Origin of the sequence: Xanthocytophaga agilis (assembly GCF_030068605.1) — a bacterium.
In the GTDB taxonomy this organism is placed as follows: Bacteria; Bacteroidota; Bacteroidia; order Cytophagales; family 172606-1; genus Xanthocytophaga; species Xanthocytophaga agilis.
On record NZ_JASJOU010000013.1, the window covers coordinates 108,574 to 124,914 of the forward strand.

Consider the following 16,341-nt stretch of genomic DNA (forward strand, 5'->3'; position numbering starts at 1 on the left):
GGATCATATCGAAAATGTTCGATATACTATACATTTTATAGTATATTCCTAAATAATATTAGAAAAGCGCTATTATTTGTAAAGAGTTCTCTTTAGTAGAGTGTATCGTGGGTAAAGGCAGCTTGCGGTTATATCAGAGCGAAGTAGTAAATATAAACCCAATGCTGATTTCACTAAGATAGTGAAATCAGCATTGGGTTTATGGTTAAGCTATCTAATCAGAATTCCAATAAAAGTTTTGGTTAATTCTGACAGAGCAGAATGCTCTCCAAAAATAAAAAATCAACTGTATTTCAATCAATTTCAGGAAATATCAGCATTCTGATTAACCCTCTGGCTTATCAAAATTCTGATAATAATCAGCTATTACCAGAATTTTGATATTTCCAATGTACAACCAAAACCCAGGTTGCTATTACTTTGGTTCTCTATAAGCAAAATACTATTATAAAAACGATATATCTATTAGTATGTATTATCGTCTATAGATGGCTTATCTGTATTTCGGTTGGGATGCAGCACCCGTACGTTTGCACCTGGTTCATCCGGGCCATCGGTATACTTTTCCCGCATCTCCTCATGTTGTTCCGGATTGTCCAGATCTAATACCGGTTTGCTTCCTGCTTTACTTCTACCCTCTCCAGATGGTGAACCTTTTTTAAGTGGAGAATCATTCCTGTTGGGCCCTTTTACTCGATTCTGACTCATAATCGTACATAGTTAAAATGAAAAATAGGTAACAATCCGTATTCAGGTTATTTGTATTACTTGTTACCTGAATACGGAAAATCAGATGTACTAAAACCGATGTAGGGCAGCAATGCCAATATTACTTTCTGATGTATGTGGAAGCACATTTACATCATTCATGATATAGATCTCGCCTCCATTACGCAATGTTAGCATGATCGCCTTATCGATTAAAGATTCATCATTGTCTTTACGTTCATCATGAATAGTAGCAGTCAGATTGTTTTCATCAAACAATCCCCAGACCTCGGCATCATTCTTTACAAACAAAGTATCAACCCGACCAGTCACAGCAGATTCCAGAATCTGGCGCAAATCGTGTGAAATTAATCCGCTCCCGCTACTATTCTGGTATTGAGTAATACGTTTATCCTGACGTTCAGTAAAATAGTCTCCGAGCAGTTCGTTTGCCTTCTGATGTATTTCATTCTGATTTATAGTACCCATACTTCCTGTAATGCCCTTATCCTTAAGAAACGGATAGGTATTTACTTCATGATAGATAGGATGGTAGTATTCCACACATGCCAGCACCAAAGGTTTTTTCGATTGGGCCAGCAATTGTTTCACACCTTTATCAATTTCCCGGAAGTAATCGGCAAGTAAATGATCTTTGTATTTGTTTTCTTCTTTTGCTCCCCGATGTACACTTGCTTCTCCTTGCATTCGGCCAGACTTGCTTTGTGGCTGTCCTTGACCTTCAGATTCCAGCTCATAAGGCTCCAGTATTTCGTCCATACTGGCAGGAAACAAATCCTGTGTATCAACAGGATGAATGAAATACTGATCTGCCTGAAAAAGCGAAGCTCCTTTTTGGGTAATATTAAGAATATAATATTCCGATGACGATTGGGTAAACGAAAACAAAGGACGTAATCTGAACTGACTATTTATCTCGCACAACTCATTAAATGGAATCGGACTTTGAAAGTATTCAAACAACTCAGGGCTCCGAAATACAGCCAATCCCTCTGTTTGATTCTTCCAGAATTCTTTATCATTTAATAATCCTTCCAAAGGGTTTAACAACTCATCTACCTCATTACTGCGCATATTCGAACTTTGTAACTGAGTTCTTACTTTCTGGACTTGATTTTTGAACAGAATCCGATCATACCCTTCATTTACCTCATCACCCTTACGGTGAGTAGGAATATAAACAGAAATGCAAGGTTTGGCATTCTGATTCGCTAACTTCAGAATAGTTTGTTTATCGATAGCCTCCATAAGATTAAATACACAAAATGATCACTTTATTTATTTTCCTGTGTAATTCACAGGTATGTAAGTTACTCTACGGGTTAAAAAAGTATGCCTATAAAAATGAAGTTGGGTACACACAAAAATTTTAGTTTCTTTGTTCTCAAACCTACTGTTGTTATAACCTGTTTTTCGTACTTCTTTTATTTTTAACTAAACTAATTAGGATGCCTGTATCGAATGAACTTTATGAGAGAATGTTGCAAAACAACGAGTCTTGGGTAGAATCAAGACTTTCTCAGGACCCAGACTATTTTGATAAACTATCCAGTGGTCAGAGTCCTCATGTACTTTGGATTGGTTGTGCAGATAGTCGTGTAGGAGCAGAAGTAATTACCCAATCTGAGCCAGGCGAAATTTTTGTTCACCGAAATATTGCCAATGTAATTGTACATACAGATTTAAATGCCATGAGTGTTGTGCAGTATGCAGTAGAAGTACTTCATGTACAACATATCATTGTTTGCGGACACTATGGTTGTGGAGGTGTACTGGCAGCCATGAAACAGGAAAACTATGGTTTGGTAAATAAATGGCTACAGAATATTAAAGAAGTTTACTTCAAACATGCAGTTTTACTTGATAGCCTGAACGATGATCAGGAACGTGCCGATCGTTTGGTAGAACTGAACGTAATTACCCAGGTTTATAATCTGGCAGAGACATCTATTGTACAAAAAGCATGGGAACGCAGAGAACTTAATATCCATGGCTGGGTATTTGACATGCGTACCGGAAAGATTAAAGATTTGAATGTTAAGGTAAATGATCAGGAGAGCCTCCATCCTATTTTCCGATTCAAACAACTTACTACTGATAAAACCGACGAATAACGGTCAAAACAGCCTTATAAAACAAAACCTCATTCAACAAGAGAATAGCTCTCGTCGAATGAGGTTTCTATTTGTATGAATTGATTGCTAAAAGGTCGATTAAGCTTGTTTTGCAACCTGCACGTTCAGTATCAAACGAATTTCATCAGATACTACAGCTCCTCCAGCTTCAGTTACAGCATCCCATGTTAAACCAAACGCTTTACGGCTGATTTTACCTTTTATTTCGAAGCCAGCTTTAGTGTTGCCATACAGGTCTTTTGTTGTTCCACCAAATTCTACTTCCAGTTTTACAGGCTTGGTAACTCCTTTTATAGAAAGATCACCTTCCAATGTAAACTCATCTCCACTCACTTTTTTAAAGGAAGTAGATTGGAACGATAATTTCGGATGTTGAGCAGCATCAAAGAAATCGCCAGACTTTAAGTGTCCGTCACGTTGCTCATTACCTGTAAAGATGCTGTCGATATCAGCTGAAAATGCTATAGAAGCATCTGAGAAATCTTCTTTGTCAGCTTCCACCTTACCTTCAAATTTCTGAAAGCTTCCTGTTACGTTTGAAATTACTAAGTGTTTAACCCGAAACTGAATTTCTGAATGCAGTGGATCAATTGCCCATGTTGCCATAGTTTTAAGTATTATAAAGTTTATAAAATGAATAAGTGATAACTACTTGATGACACAAATGTATAAACATTTAATGTATATACAAATATTTTTGAAATTAATTTTCTATTAAAAAATGAGGGTATAACAGATAAAAAAATCTGCCAGACCGACAATCCGATCTGGCAGATAACATATGAAATTCAATAAGTTATAACAAATCTTACTTCTCTTTATTACGATAAGACCGTTGCTTTTTCTTTTGTTGAGGGCTTATCTTCACGGAAGGCAACCAGGAACATGATTAATACAACAACAGCAATACCGGCAGGAATTAACCAAATATGCGTCCAGTCTTTCACATTATTCACTGTATACATATCTGTAACCTTACCAGCCAGTTTAGACCCGATAAACATACCCACACCATAAGTAGCCAGAGAAATCAACCCTTGTGCTTGAGACTTTATCTTTTCACCCGCTTTTGTTTCTGTATAAATCTGCCCAGTCACAAAGAAGAAGTCATAACAAACACCATGTAAAACAATTGCCAGATAAAACATCCATTCTCCAGAACCTGCATCACCATAAGCGAAGAATACAAATCGGGCAATCCATGCCAACAATCCGGTTACTAATATCCATTTTACTCCTAAACGACTAAATGCAAGTGGAAGTAGTAACATAAAAATAACTTCAGAAGCCTGTCCAAGAGACATTTTATTTTCCACATTGGACATTCCGGCATCTGTTAAAGCAGGATTAGCCATTGCATAATAGAATGATAATGGAATACAAATAAGAATAGAAGCAATGAAGAAAATGACAAATGAACGATTCCGGAAGAGAACGAAAGCATCTGCACCTATAATCTGTGTAAAGCTAGTTGGTCCCGTAGATGTAGGAGGAGTATTTGGCAGAGCAAATGAAAACAACCCTAAAACAAGTGATGAAATCATGGAGATCTGAAATATGGTAACTTTATCTCCAACCCCCATAAAGCCAATTATATTGGTTACAATTATCCAGGCCAGAGTTCCAAGTACACGAATGGATGGAAAATCTTTTTCCGGATTTGCCATCTGACGCATTGAAATGGATGTTGTCAAAGCAATTGTCGGAGCAAAAGATAAACAATAAGCTAACATAACCCAGAAAAACAAATCTGCATTTGTAATCTGAGTAAGATAAAACAGAAGGCCGGCGCCTAGTAAATTTAAGGTTCCTAAAACTTTTTGAGCTGCGAAATAACGGTCAGCAATCATACCTACAAAAAACGGTGCAAAAATCATTGCTACAGAAAATGCAGCATATGCACTCCCTACCTGATCGCCAGTTGCATTGAGTTGTGTAAATAAATATTTGCTCATTTGTCCATACCAGGAACCCCAGACAAAGAACTGGAGAAACATCATTACCGAGAGTTGTATGCGCACTTTAGCATTCATTGATTCAATAAAAGGTTAAAAGTGAAAGACAGAAAAGAAATGAAACAGGAGCCCAATCTACAAAAATCAGAAACACCTGCTTTTTAAAACCGTGTTAAAATTTCATTGTATAAGGATAGCTCTGCGATCTGCGAATAGGATACACACCTATTTCCCTGAGCCTTATCATCAGAATATCAGCCATTAACAGAAGAGACAGACACCAAATCACCAACACGTATGTCAGATCCCTTGCGTCCAAAAATCAGGTTCTGCCCAAATAAAATCTTATTTCCTACTTTCCGGTATGTCGCTAAAGTGCGTAACGGTTCTTTGCCAATTCTGGCAGTTTCCTGATCGGTAGTGGTCACAACACAACGGGCACAGGGCTTTACTCCATAAAAATGAGCATCTCCTACCTGTATCTCCCGCCAGCTTTCTTCCGCATAGGGAGTCGCTCCACTAACTACCAGGTTAGGTCGGAACCGATTCATGGGTAGTTTCTCTTCCAGTTTGTCATTCAGATCATCCAGTGACGATTGTCCAATCATCAGAAACGGATATGCATCTGAAAAGCTGGTATAGTTATCTGTAACAGCATAACGCGGATCTACAGGACGAATGGAAGAATCGGGCATATAGACCAACCGACAACGGCTACCCATATAGTCACTAAAAAATGTGTCTACAACCGAATCAACTACTACAGCCTCACAGGTGTCATCCCATACCTGTACCTGAAGATGTTCGGAAGTATGAGGTTGTAAAGGGATAGCAATTTGTTCATTGGTTTGCTTATGTGTCACCAGTAAGCTGTCATTAGACATAGACACCTGCAACAAAGCAAGTCTGGCATTACTTCGCTGTGTCAGAAACTTGTTGTTTTCATCGACAAGCATCCAGCGACGATCATATTTCAGTCCTCGCTCCTCAACAGAGGATTCGGTAACAGAAAAACCACCCAATGACTTGATAGGATAGATATAAATGGCAGACAAATGCAACGTGTCCATTAGAATATAGAGAAATGTATGAATCCTTGCTTTATGATATGAGGATATAATTTTCCGATAATTCAGAGCAAGGTACTATTTTACGTTCACTTTATTGCTTGTTAATATTGCGGAAATATAGAAATTTGCACCAACATTCAATCTCATGGGAATAGCAAAGTCATTCAATAGTGACCGGATCTTTGGAATTACCGCCTTCCTTATCAGCGTAGGCACTTTCGTTATCTATATTTATGAAGCCCGACTGATTCAGAAACAGCAATATGCCTCTGTATTACCCTATCTGGAGATGTGGAACTCTAGTCCCAGAGAGAGCACCTACAAACTAATTCTGGTTAATAATGGTGTAGGACCCGCCTTTATCAAAGATATTCGTGTTCACTACAAAGGCAAAGCCTATATAGGAGATCATACCGATTTTTACCAAACTGCCATTTTTCCTAAAGACACCATTTACTCTCTGACATCTAACGTGCGGTCCGGAAGAGTGATACCCGCTGGCCAGACTATAGAGCTTATCAGTATCGAAGGCTCTCAAAAGGATGCAGAAAAGATGAGAAATCTTTTCGGTAATCAAACCGCAAAACTCGAAATAACGTATGCATCTGTTTATGAGGAGACCTGGAAACTGTCAGGTATGGAAAACCCTCCTCAAAAACAAGATAAATAACTATACACTAATCAACACAAACAAATCGTAGTACTCAAATACTCCTAACATACACAATGCTTGACCAGATCAAATCTCTAGCCAATCAATATTCAGAAGAAATTATCTCCAACCGGAGACATCTGCATATGCACCCGGAATTATCTTTTCACGAAAAGAAAACCGCCCGCTTTGTTGCCGACTATATTCGTCAGATAGGATTGACTCCACAGGAAGGCATAGCCGATACAGGGGTGGTTGTTTTAATAGAAGGAAAGAATCCGGAATCCAAAACCGTAGCTCTACGGGCAGACATGGATGCTCTGCCAATTACAGAAGCCAATGATGTTCCCTATAAATCGTTGAATGAGGGTGTTATGCATGCCTGCGGACATGATGTACATACATCTTCCCTATTGGGTACAGCCAAAATACTGCATGCCTTACGAGATCAGTTTGAAGGTTCTGTGAAACTGGTTTTTCAACCAGGTGAAGAAAAAATTCCAGGCGGAGCTTCTTTGATGATACGGGATGGCGTTTTGCAAAATCCGGCTCCCAATGGTATGTTTGGACAGCATGTAGCCCCTAATATTCCTGTTGGCAAGGTTGGATTTCGGGAAGGTTTGTATATGGCCAGTACCGACGAGATTTATATAAAGGTAAAAGGCAAGGGTGGTCATGGAGCTATGCCTGAGTATAACATTGACCCTGTTCTGATAGCTGCACACCTTATTGTATCTCTGCAACAGATTGTAAGTCGCAATGCACCACCGAAAATCCCATGTGTGCTTTCCTTTGGAAAAGTGATTGCCAATGGTGCAACCAATGTTATTCCCAATGAAGTGTATATAGAAGGTACTTTCCGAACTATGGATGAAGTATGGAGAGAGAAAGCTCATAAGACTATGGTGAAAATGGCAGAAGGGATTGCAGAAGCGATGGGCGGAAGTTGTGAGTTTGAAATCCGGAAAGGCTATCCGTTTCTGAAAAACCATCCGGAACTGACTCGCCGCGCCAAAAACTATGCAATCGATTATCTGGGTGCTGAAAATGTACTGGATCTTGATATCTGGATGGCAGGAGAAGACTTTGCTTTCTATACTCAACACACAGATGCTTGTTTCTATCGCCTGGGAACACGCAATGAGGCTCGTGGTATTATCTCATCTGTACATACTCCTACCTTTGATGTTGATGAAGCAGCTCTTCCGCTTGGAGCCGGATTAATGACATGGTTAGCACTGAACGAACTTCAAATAGTGTAGACTATCTCTTCTAAAAATATAGAAAGCTACTCTGGTTAGTATTATTCGATACAAACTGGGGTAGCTTTTTCTTTTCAAATCAGTAGAGAGAGTAGCACGTCTACTTTACAGATGATATAAAAATCAGTATATTGTCTGATATCAAACCAAACCCTCATATGTCCGTTACTATTCGTCAGGCAACTCCAGCAGATTCAGCTATGCTTGCAACTCTGGGAAAACAAACTTTTGAAAGCGCCTTTGCTTCACAAAATACTCCTGAGAACATGGAAGCTTATGTTTCTGAAGCCTTTACCACAGAAGCATTCACAGAAGATATTCAAGATGTGAACTCGTTGTATTATGTAGCCTATCTCAATGATTCACCAGTAGGGTATGCAAAACTCCGTCAAAACAACAATCCGGAAGAATTAACAGACCCTCTGCCTATAGAACTACAACGCATCTATGTAGACTACAATCAGATAGGTACAGGAGTTGGCAAACATCTGATGGAACATTGTCTTCAAGTATCCCGTCAACAGGGATTCCAAACAATCTGGTTAGGTGTATGGGAGCATAATACTAAAGCTATTTCCTTTTATCAGAAATGGGGCTTTGAAGTATTTGGCTCACATGTTTTTCTGTTAGGTGACGATCCTCAAACAGACTTACTGATGAAGAAAAGTCTGTAACTATCAATAGAATTCTTCTTCCTGATTATCTTCTGTTACAGGAACAATTGTGCCTAATGATTCAATCTTTTGCTGCTGCATATACTGTTCCTCAAACGAAGCAACCTGTTTCACCACATAGATAGCTATTAGAATTGCCGGGATGGTAATAATACCTCTGCTAATATCTATTATAGTATTACGCATCAGACTTTCCGATTTACCACTTACATTAATTTCAAACCGGAAGTTACTTAGTAAGAATAGAATCCACCAGACACGCAATATGCCATGACTTTTCAAATCAGAGGTATAGGTTCCTTGTGTCTCATACCAAATCTCTTTCATAATCTTGTAAGGTCTAGAAAAGTTAAGAATGGGAATAAACCAATACCAGGCCGCAGCACCTTCAGAGTTCTCAATATAATTACCTCCTCTTTGGAGGTTATGGTAAGCTCTTCTAAACCACTGAATAAAAACAATAATAACAGCAATAAAGATGGCAAACGTGCTTAGGCTAACCAGAGGAGATATCCAATTATATACATTGGTTAAAGTATCGCTTACATTACCTCTAGTTTGCAATTCATTTACCTCCCATAGCAGTACACACTTCGTACCTATAAAAGCTAGTATTACTACTGAATACACCCAAAAGAAAAGAACCGCATGGCGTGCTCTATCACTATTATCAAGAATTGGTATCATACTTTTTTGTAAGTAATAGACTATGAGCTATAAGGTAGCAACTCAATTAATAAAACTCTTCTTCCTGATTATCTTCCAACACGGGTTGCTCTTTTCCTACTGTCTCTATTTTTAATTGCTGCTTAAACTGCTCTTCAAATGCTGAAACCTGTTTGATTACCATTACAGTTACTATAATAGCAGGAATAGCAAAAATACTTCCAAATAGATCTAATTGTGTATCACGTATAAAATCTGCAGTAGTCTCACTTTTCATACTCAAACGAGTAGTAGCATTATCATACCAGCCTCTCAGTAAGAACAAAATCCACCAACCACGTAAGATACCATGTGATTCTATTCTGGATGCATATGTCATCTGTGTCTTAATCCAGACCTCTTTCATAATCTTATATGGCCTTACAATGTTCAAAAAAGGAATAAACCAAGCTCCTGCAGCCCATCCTTCTGAATAATTAATACGATATCCAGCTCGTTGAAGATTATTATATGCTCGTCTAAACCATTGAATAAAAGTAATAATTACTCCTACATTAATTCCACCAGCCAGGATCACAATCAACCCATATTGCAAGTCATTCCATTCAACCCAGAAGTTCTCGGTATATTCTCCTGTTTGAATAAGGTCTAACGTCCAATACTGTATCAGGTTAGAGACAATCCTAAGTATTTTTGCTCCCAGATAGATCCAGAAGAAAATAACTACACGTTTTGCCCGTTCACTATTGTCAAGAATTGCTATCATACTTTTTTTATACCAAGAAACGTATTATAAATCTGTAACCAAAATAAAAAACCTACACTTCTATGAAATGTAGGTTTTTAGTTGATTCCGACAATTTATTATTTACTCATGTATTAGTAGTCTGGTAGCAATAGTATTTTATCTACCTACTGCTTTCATGCCAGCACCTTTTTCAGATTATCCATACTGGCTTTGATGCTTTCAAAGGGCTGAGGTGCCATATCATGCTCCACGAAGAAATATTTCATACCAGCAGTCTGTGCAGCGGCAAATATCTTCTTAAAATCTACTACACCTTGTCCTACAGGAAGTAAAGTTTTAAATTCTTTATCAAAATCCTTAACATGCCATAATGGGAAACGGCCCGGATATTTTTTAAACAATTCAACCGGATCTACTCCTGCTTTGGTCACCCAGGCCAGATCCAGTTCCATTTTCATCAGGTCAGGGCTTATCTGTGAGAGGAAAACATCATAGGGGCGCTTGCCATCTACCTGTGCAAATTCTTTATCGTGATTGTGATAGACAAACGTCAACCCTGCTTTTTTGGCAGCCTCCCCTGCTTTACTCAAAATATCTACCGCTTCTTTTACCTCATCCCCTGTATCAATTGGAATATTTGCACATACCAGATAGGAAATTCCTCCTTCTGCTACTGAATCTACTATTTTTTGTGTGTCATTTTTTAAGGTATCGAACTTGGGAAGTTTGGTAACATCAAAATTAGGATTAGGCTTTAGAGGTGCTCCCATTACATGGTGTGATCGCCAAAACAATCCCAGCTTCTTGGCAAGAGCCGCAAACTCTTTGGCACTCATCCCATAAAATCCACCTTTCATACTAAAAGCAGATTCGAGGTCTTTATATCCCAAAGCAACTACCTGTTTTAATGTACCTTCTACATCTTTGTCAATTACAGACATCAGAGTATATAGCTGAATGCCAACAGAATGCATTGGCTTAGCAAAAAGTTGATCAGAATAGGAAAAGGCCAGGCCTCCCATAACCAATGAGGCTGACTGCTTCAGGAAATCTCTGCGGTGTGACATATAAACAAAACAAAGGTGGTGGAAAAGGGTGAACGTAGACGTGTACAAGAAGACAAATCCTCGAATGCGTCTATCTAACACAATGATAAGGATCTTGATGCAAAAAACCTACAACATGGTATTTTTTCGACTAAAACTTGTACATTTTACTATAAACCTTCACTACCAGTACAACCTGATTTTACTATTTATCCGCAGTTTGACGCTTTTGAGCTTTTTCCTGAGCCGTTTTGATCTTCTTCAGATAAAATACTGCTTCCTGTTCCTTTACAGGCCGGATTAAACTCTCTGAAGTATCTATAGCAGAAGGAACATACTCCAGGTAATTGATTTTGGTTACATCAGGAAGAAAAGAATAACATGGATTCTGTTGTCCCTCTACACATACATTTAGCTCCGACAATAAGTCCTCCCAGTTGATTTCTTCATATGAATCAACAGATAAGGTTAAAGGAACTACATCTGAAGCGTTGCGTAACTGAATAGTAACAGGTTTCTCATCAGAGTCCTTTCCTTTTTTGTAGTAAATCAATACTTTGGCAACAGCACCAGAGGTGGCATGTGAAACCGTTCGTGACTGATATTTATTAGCTTTCCAGTAGCCAACCTTTCCAGTCATGATATCAAGTTGATAGGTTTCTTTTTTACGTGGTACAGAAGCTTGTATTAGTATACTGGTTCCAGTTCCTACGAGAACACCTGATATACCACCTCCTGTAGGTACATAAACAGGTCGTTCTGGTTCATATCCATCAAAGAAAAATGCGCTTCCCTGCTGCCGGAGAGGAAAATAATCTTTATCATAGTAAATATAGATCTGATTTCCATCTGAAAATCCCCATATTCGCCTCAGAATCTTATGTTTGCCATTTTCTTTTATAAGATAAGGAGTTACTTTGTCTGCTCCTTCCCAATCCACCCCTCTTCTGGGTTCACGCTCCATTCCTATGGGTTGTGTATTATCGGGTTTATTGTTACAAAAGTCTTCAAAAGAATAATAAAGTCCTTGCTCAGGAGCAGTCACCTGCAATATAGGCAGATCCAGCAGACTCTTCTCAAATACAACAGGTGCAACCAACTGTTCTTCTGTAATAGATTGTGCCAGGGGAAGCATTTCTTTCCAGGAGCTTTTGGCAAACTTTATTATACACTCACTCAATGCAGCAGCAAGGGTTGTGGCATGAACTGTACTCACATTTGCTCCACTTTTTCTGATCAGTGCCGATGTTTGCAGAACCAAATACAATGAATCTTTCTGTTTGACTACAAAATCAATTACGACAGCGGCAGTAGCCTTCTGCAAATCAACTCCGTCTTTTTCTGTAACAGATAACTGATTTAATCTGATTATTACAGGTAAATATCCCTGTTTAGCGGGTAAATTACTATTAAAAAATTCTTGCACCTGCTCTGCCGCTCCGTTCTGTAACACTACTGGTATTTTAGTCTTTGTAACACCACGCTGTACAATACCTATATTTGTTTTGTCAGAACGGGTATCTACTACACGCACAATGTAAAAAGGTGTTTCCAGGAATGGGTCATCGCCCATCTCCAGTTTTTCTCTTCTTAAATCAACCTTAACTACATCCTGTGCCCACAAAGGCATAGTTGTAAACAGAAAAAAAACGATTGGTAAAATTCGTATTCTAAACATTTTGTTAATCGACGGAAGTTAGTTAGTACTTTATACACTATTATTTACCCAGGTCACCAGCCATAGCTTTTTGACTGACAGATAGTTTTATTTCTGATTACGTTCTTGAGTCACTTTTATCTTTTTCAGAGAAAATTCTGCTTCTGATTCTTTCACAGGCCGGATAATGATATCATCATCCTGAGTTGCAGAAGGCAGGTATTCCAGATAATTTGTCTTTGTTGCATCGGGAGAAAATGTATAACAAGGATTAGCCCGTCCATTTACACACACAGTCACTTCAGAGGACAGATCTCCCCAGATGACTTCCTGATACTGATCAGCAGACAGTTTCACCGAAACAGTATCTGTGGCACTATTCAACTGAATGGTTACAGATGTTGTACTCCCTTTTCCTTTCTTGTAATAAAGGAGCAGTTTGGTAACAGTATTTGCAGAAGATTGGGTACTTGTCTTGGCTTGATGGCTTGCTACATCCCAGGCTTTTATGTCTCCTGTCTTTATGTCAAGCTGATACGTTTGTCTTGAGCTTTTGGAAAGAGAACCCGCCAGAATTGCTGCAGTTGATGCTACTACAGCTCCTGCAACAACACCTGTAATAACAGCTTCAGCCACACCGGAAGCCGGAGGGGTAACTATATACACATTGTTCGGAAGTGGCACAAACCCATCAAATACAAATGTATTACCTTTTTGTACCAGTGGAAAATAGTCTTCATTATAGTAAATATACGCTTGGCTGCCATCCGAAAATCCCCATACATTTTTAAGCTTGTTCTGACTTCCATCGGATTGAATCAGATAAGGAATAACCCGATCTATACCTTCCCAGCTCTTGCCCTTTCGCGGTTTAATATCCAACATAAATTGCGCCGAATTATCAGGACTATTTTCCAAAAAATCTCTTAAAGACAGATAAATCCCTCTTTTTGGAGCAGCACCCATAAAAACAGGCAGATCGGGCAACTCAGGCTTTAGAGGAGTATTGGTTAGCAGTTGTTCTGATGTTAGGACTGAACCTATATAAAGAGATTCTTTCCATGGACTCTTTGCAAACTTTATCATACACTTACTCAATGCGTCTGCGATATTGTCATCATGGAAACCTGTAACATCCATACCATCCCGTTTGACAGAAGAAGAAATTTGAAATAGCAGGAACAAAGAATCGTTTCGGGAAACAATAAAATCTAATTCAGCAAATGCTGTAGCTGTTTCCATTGTAGCTGTCCTTTTCTCCGCAATAACCAATTGATTTACTTTCACAATAACAGGCGTATATCCCTGTTTAGCAGAGAGTCCACGATTAAAGAAATCCTGTAACTGTGATTCAAGACTCCCAACAAAAGAGGCAGGCGCATTTCTATTAAGCACTCCACGTTGCACAGTCCCGACAGTTTCTTTATCGGAACGAGCATCTACAACTCTGGCAATGTAAAAGGTTTTGTTCAGGAATGTACTGGAACCTAAATCCAGCTTTTTTCTGTGTAAGTTGATCAATAAAGAATCCTGTGCATAAAGGGAAAATACAGAGAAAAACAGTAAGGTAGCTTGAAGAACTTGTTTACGTATCATTTTTAAAAATACCAGAGCAGAGTGTTTGTGGTGTTATATAGTTTACAAAGATTCTACAAAAACAATGTCAGTTAGTAGTAAGAATACATAAAAAATAAACACACAGAAAAAATCTCTTTGTATGACCTAATAATTAACCTATTTATTCTATTGATAATTAGTTATTTATCTGGTTATATGCTCCCCAAAAATCTTATCAGCCATAAAACAAAATCTCCCTTATCCTGAACAAGTCAGATATAAGGGAGAAATAGTAGTGGTAATTATATTGTACTTAGCTTAGCTTTAGCTCTTCTACGATGCTTGCCACTTTGCCTTTCAGCTTTTCAAAAACGGCATCAAAGTCTTCTTTGTTTTCCAGTGGCTCATTAACAGACACATAAAACTTAATTTTGGGCTCTGTCCCTGAAGGGCGTGCAGATACTTTGGTACCATCAGCAGTGATAAATTGCAGTACATCTGATTTTTCCAACTCAGTTGGTTTGGTAGTTCCATTTATCAGATCGCGATCCTGTCCGAGTTCATAATCCAGCAGGCGTACCAATGAAGAACCTGCTACTGTTTTAGGAGGGTTGTTGCGCATATTGTTCATCATCTGCTTAATTTCCTCAGCTCCGGATTGACCTTTCTTAGTCAAAGAAATCAATGTTTCATAGTAAAAGCCATATTTGGCATACATCTCACGCATCATGTCAAACAAGCTAATGCCTTTATCTTTGGCATAAGCTACTAGTTCAGCAATGATCGCACAGGATGCAATGGCATCTTTATCACGAACAGCATCTCCTACCAGATATCCGTAGCTTTCTTCTCCACCTGCGATAAATTTCTTCTCTCCTTCGTATGCTTTAATTTTTGCGGCAATGTATTTAAATCCAGTCAGCACGTTTGGACATTCTACCCCATAGTCAGCAGCCATCTTATCAATCAGATCAGTGGTTACGATGGTTTTGGCAACAAACTCTTTTCCGGTAATCTTACCAGCCTGTTTCCATGCCTGTAACAGATAGTAGATGATCAGGCTACCTGTCTGGTTGCCATTCAGCAACTGCCATTTGCCATGGTGGTTCTTTACCCCAATTCCAACACGGTCACTATCCGGATCGGTAGCCAGTATAAGATCCGCATCCAGTTCAGCAGCCTTCTTCAACGCCAGGCTCATTGCCTCATGCTCTTCCGGGTTGGGGTATACTACAGTTGGGAAAGTACCATCTGGTTTTGCCTGTTCTTCTATTACATGTACATTGGTAAAACCCATCAGCTCCAGCACCTGTGGCACTTGCGTAATACCTGTTCCATGAATAGGTGTGAAGACAATCTTCATGGCTTTTTGCCGTTGAATCACATCCGGAAACACCACATTACCCAAGATCATTTTCCGGTATTTTTCATCCAGTTCAGGTCCGATTTTCACGATAAGATCCGGATTTCCGGCAAACTTCACTTCATCTACAGACTTGATTTTCTGTACTTCACCGATGATATTCTTATCATGTGGAGCAATTACCTGTCCTCCATCATTCCAGTAAGCTTTATAACCATTGTATTCTTTCGGATTGTGTGAAGCTGTAATCACTACACCTGAATGGCAGTTCAGTTCACGAACGGCAAAGGATAACTCAGGAGTAGGACGCAATTCCGGAAAGAGAAATACTTTGATGCCATTGGCAGAAAATACATCCGCAGTAATCTGAGCAAAGGTATCACTCTTGATACGACTGTCATGGGCAATAGCTACACGGATTTCTTCGTTAGGATAGGTCTGCTTCAGGTAATTTGCCAATCCCTGTGTAGCCATTCCGACTGTATACTGATTCATCCGGTTGGTTCCGATACCAATAGTACCCCGCAATCCACCTGTACCAAACTCCAGATCCTTATAAAATGCATCATTCAATTCCGCATCATTATTGTCAGTCAGAAGTTTATTCAGGTATGCTTTGGTATCAGCATCATAATTACCACTAAGCCATGTGTCGATTTTCTGGCGGATAGCTGTTTCCATTTTAAATAAATAAAGGTTAATAAATAGTCTCAGTATATAATGTACATTTCCTCAGTCGTAAAATAATCCTGCCAGATGTATCTGATACACCTATATAGATTATTTTGATCCCTTTCTGCGAATATGCAATGATTTTTTTAATATCG

General features: G+C 38.9%; 15 protein-coding genes. 4 read left to right on the forward strand and 11 right to left on the reverse strand.

Annotated elements, in window-relative coordinates:
• Positions 1-465: 465 nt before the first annotated feature.
• Positions 466-708, reverse strand: a complete 243-nt coding sequence (locus tag QNI22_RS29270) for a hypothetical protein (RefSeq protein ID WP_314004008.1) — start codon at positions 706-708, stop codon at positions 466-468.
• A gap of 90 nt (positions 709-798) precedes the next feature.
• A complete protein-coding gene (locus QNI22_RS29275; protein ID WP_314516472.1) occupies positions 799-1,977 on the reverse strand; it encodes a baeRF3 domain-containing protein in 1,179 nt (392 codons plus the stop codon).
• 200 nt (positions 1,978-2,177) lie between these two features.
• On the opposite strand from QNI22_RS29275, the gene can reads away from it, so the two are divergent.
• On the forward strand, positions 2,178-2,843 hold the full coding sequence (gene can / locus QNI22_RS29280; protein WP_314516473.1) for a carbonate dehydratase: 666 nt from the start codon (positions 2,178-2,180) through the stop codon (positions 2,841-2,843).
• Positions 2,844-2,942: 99 nt separating this feature from the next.
• Here the strand turns inward: can and QNI22_RS29285 are convergent, their stop codons facing one another.
• From QNI22_RS29285 to QNI22_RS29295, 3 genes are all read right to left on the reverse strand, one after another.
• Positions 2,943-3,470 (reverse strand): YceI family protein, encoded by a 528-nt coding sequence (locus QNI22_RS29285; protein ID WP_314516475.1) that lies wholly within the window; start codon positions 3,468-3,470, stop codon positions 2,943-2,945.
• 215 nt (positions 3,471-3,685) lie between these two features.
• A complete protein-coding gene (locus tag QNI22_RS29290) occupies positions 3,686-4,897 on the reverse strand; it encodes a nucleoside permease (protein WP_314516477.1) in 1,212 nt (403 codons plus the stop codon).
• A gap of 176 nt (positions 4,898-5,073) precedes the next feature.
• Positions 5,074-5,889 (reverse strand): MOSC domain-containing protein, encoded by an 816-nt coding sequence (locus QNI22_RS29295; protein ID WP_314516479.1) that lies wholly within the window; start codon positions 5,887-5,889, stop codon positions 5,074-5,076.
• A gap of 145 nt (positions 5,890-6,034) precedes the next feature.
• Between QNI22_RS29295 and QNI22_RS29300 the strand changes: the two genes are divergently transcribed.
• From QNI22_RS29300 to QNI22_RS29310, 3 genes are all read left to right on the forward strand, one after another.
• Positions 6,035-6,559, forward strand: coding sequence for a hypothetical protein (locus QNI22_RS29300; RefSeq protein WP_314516481.1), 525 nt, complete (start codon positions 6,035-6,037; stop codon positions 6,557-6,559).
• Between the two features lie 56 nt (positions 6,560-6,615).
• Positions 6,616-7,803 carry a M20 metallopeptidase family protein gene (locus QNI22_RS29305; protein ID WP_314516483.1) on the forward strand — a complete coding sequence of 396 codons (1,188 nt, stop codon included), beginning with the start codon at positions 6,616-6,618 and terminating at the stop codon, positions 7,801-7,803.
• Positions 7,804-7,961: 158 nt separating this feature from the next.
• Positions 7,962-8,477 (forward strand): GNAT family N-acetyltransferase, encoded by a 516-nt coding sequence (locus QNI22_RS29310; protein ID WP_314516485.1) that lies wholly within the window; start codon positions 7,962-7,964, stop codon positions 8,475-8,477.
• A gap of 3 nt (positions 8,478-8,480) precedes the next feature.
• On the opposite strand, the gene QNI22_RS29315 is transcribed toward QNI22_RS29310, so the two are convergent.
• The 6 genes from QNI22_RS29315 to QNI22_RS29340 all read right to left on the reverse strand — a co-directional run bounded on the left by QNI22_RS29315 (position 8,481) and on the right by QNI22_RS29340 (position 16,195).
• A complete protein-coding gene (locus QNI22_RS29315; RefSeq protein WP_314516486.1) occupies positions 8,481-9,164 on the reverse strand; it encodes a DUF4328 domain-containing protein in 684 nt (227 codons plus the stop codon).
• Positions 9,165-9,210: 46 nt separating this feature from the next.
• Complete coding sequence (locus QNI22_RS29320) at positions 9,211-9,909, reverse strand: DUF4328 domain-containing protein (protein WP_314516488.1); 699 nt, start codon at positions 9,907-9,909, stop codon at positions 9,211-9,213.
• Positions 9,910-10,064: 155 nt separating this feature from the next.
• Positions 10,065-10,958, reverse strand: a complete 894-nt coding sequence (locus tag QNI22_RS29325) for a sugar phosphate isomerase/epimerase family protein (RefSeq protein ID WP_314516489.1) — start codon at positions 10,956-10,958, stop codon at positions 10,065-10,067.
• Positions 10,959-11,142: 184 nt separating this feature from the next.
• Positions 11,143-12,567 (reverse strand): hypothetical protein, encoded by a 1,425-nt coding sequence (locus QNI22_RS29330; RefSeq protein WP_314516490.1) that lies wholly within the window; start codon positions 12,565-12,567, stop codon positions 11,143-11,145.
• Between the two features lie 135 nt (positions 12,568-12,702).
• The gene (locus QNI22_RS29335) at positions 12,703-14,190 is read right to left on the reverse strand and encodes a hypothetical protein (RefSeq protein WP_314516491.1); all 1,488 of its coding nucleotides are present in this window, start codon (positions 14,188-14,190) and stop codon (positions 12,703-12,705) included.
• A gap of 274 nt (positions 14,191-14,464) precedes the next feature.
• On the reverse strand, positions 14,465-16,195 hold the full coding sequence (locus tag QNI22_RS29340; RefSeq protein WP_314516492.1) for a phospho-sugar mutase: 1,731 nt from the start codon (positions 16,193-16,195) through the stop codon (positions 14,465-14,467).
• Positions 16,196-16,341: the final 146 nt, after the last annotated feature.

Coding starts and splice junctions, on each gene's coding strand:
- QNI22_RS29305 (WP_314516483.1), top strand. CDS start 6,616: ATGCTTGACCAGATCAAATCTCTAGCCAATCAATATTCAGAAGAAATT.
- QNI22_RS29340 (WP_314516492.1), bottom strand. CDS start 16,195: ATGGAAACAGCTATCCGCCAGAAAATCGACACATGGCTTAGTGGTAAT.
- QNI22_RS29270 (WP_314004008.1), bottom strand. CDS start 708: ATGAGTCAGAATCGAGTAAAAGGGCCCAACAGGAATGATTCTCCACTT.
- QNI22_RS29300 (WP_314516481.1), top strand. CDS start 6,035: ATGGGAATAGCAAAGTCATTCAATAGTGACCGGATCTTTGGAATTACC.
- QNI22_RS29335 (WP_314516491.1), bottom strand. CDS start 14,190: ATGATACGTAAACAAGTTCTTCAAGCTACCTTACTGTTTTTCTCTGTA.
- QNI22_RS29325 (WP_314516489.1), bottom strand. CDS start 10,958: ATGTCACACCGCAGAGATTTCCTGAAGCAGTCAGCCTCATTGGTTATG.
- QNI22_RS29285 (WP_314516475.1), bottom strand. CDS start 3,470: ATGGCAACATGGGCAATTGATCCACTGCATTCAGAAATTCAGTTTCGG.
- QNI22_RS29290 (WP_314516477.1), bottom strand. CDS start 4,897: ATGAATGCTAAAGTGCGCATACAACTCTCGGTAATGATGTTTCTCCAG.
- QNI22_RS29330 (WP_314516490.1), bottom strand. CDS start 12,567: ATGCCTTTGTGGGCACAGGATGTAGTTAAGGTTGATTTAAGAAGAGAA.
- QNI22_RS29310 (WP_314516485.1), top strand. CDS start 7,962: ATGTCCGTTACTATTCGTCAGGCAACTCCAGCAGATTCAGCTATGCTT.
- QNI22_RS29320 (WP_314516488.1), bottom strand. CDS start 9,909: ATGATAGCAATTCTTGACAATAGTGAACGGGCAAAACGTGTAGTTATT.
- QNI22_RS29315 (WP_314516486.1), bottom strand. CDS start 9,164: ATGATACCAATTCTTGATAATAGTGATAGAGCACGCCATGCGGTTCTT.
- QNI22_RS29295 (WP_314516479.1), bottom strand. CDS start 5,889: ATGGACACGTTGCATTTGTCTGCCATTTATATCTATCCTATCAAGTCA.
- QNI22_RS29275 (WP_314516472.1), bottom strand. CDS start 1,977: ATGGAGGCTATCGATAAACAAACTATTCTGAAGTTAGCGAATCAGAAT.
- can (WP_314516473.1), top strand. CDS start 2,178: ATGCCTGTATCGAATGAACTTTATGAGAGAATGTTGCAAAACAACGAG.